Source organism: Oleiphilus sp. HI0067 (genome assembly GCF_001635735.1).
Genome location: NZ_LWFI01001718.1, coordinates 1 through 761 on the forward strand (window position 1 = coordinate 1; position 761 = coordinate 761).

The following is a 761-nucleotide window of genomic DNA, read 5'->3' on the forward strand; positions in this document are numbered from 1 at the left end:
AATTGTAACGGAGATGCGACCCCTTCAATTTTTTCGGCTTTGATATCGTTCAGTTCGTGATCGCCACGTAGAACAAGCGCTACCAAAGGCGCTTCGGCATCGTCTTCGCCTTCAGGTGCTTCGCCTAGCACAATGAGCGTTTTCACGCATTGTTCTGCGCTGATATTAAGCGCTTCAGCTACTTCAGCAATTGTATTCTGTTCTGGTGTCGCAACCTCAGCCATATCCTGACTTGGCGCATTACGCTCTCCAGTAGGTGCTAGAGCTTCGGCCATTTCTATATTTGCGGCATAGCTGCTTTCTGTTGAGAAAGCGATGTCATCTTCGCCTGAACCAGCTAGCACATGGAATTCATGAGAAGAACTGCCACCAATGCTCCCTGAATCGGCTTGTACTGGACGAAAATCAAGGCCTAATCGCTCGAATATACGAACATATGCCGCATGCATTTGCTCGTAGGTCTCGTCTAATGATTCCTTGTTTACGTGAAACGAGTAAGCGTCTTTCATGACAAACTCGCGTGCGCGCATCACGCCAAAACGTGGGCGGCGCTCGTCACGGAATTTGGTTTGGATCTGATAAAAGTTAGCAGGTAGCTGTTTGTAGCTTTTTAGTTCATCGCGAATGATGTCAGTGATAACTTCTTCGTGCGTTGGGCCAAGGCAAAAATCGCGTTCGTGACGGTCTTTAATACGAAGTAATTCTCCTCCATATTGTTGCCAGCGCCCAGACTCTTCCCATAGTTCAGCTGGTTGAACAAC

At 47.8% G+C, this 761-nt stretch carries 1 protein-coding gene; it reads right to left on the minus strand.

Going from position 1 to position 761, the window contains the following annotated elements; genetic code table 11:
* Window positions 1-761: proline--tRNA ligase (proS, locus tag A3739_RS27280; RefSeq protein ID WP_068503506.1), on the minus strand; the 761-nt coding region annotated here is incomplete at both ends.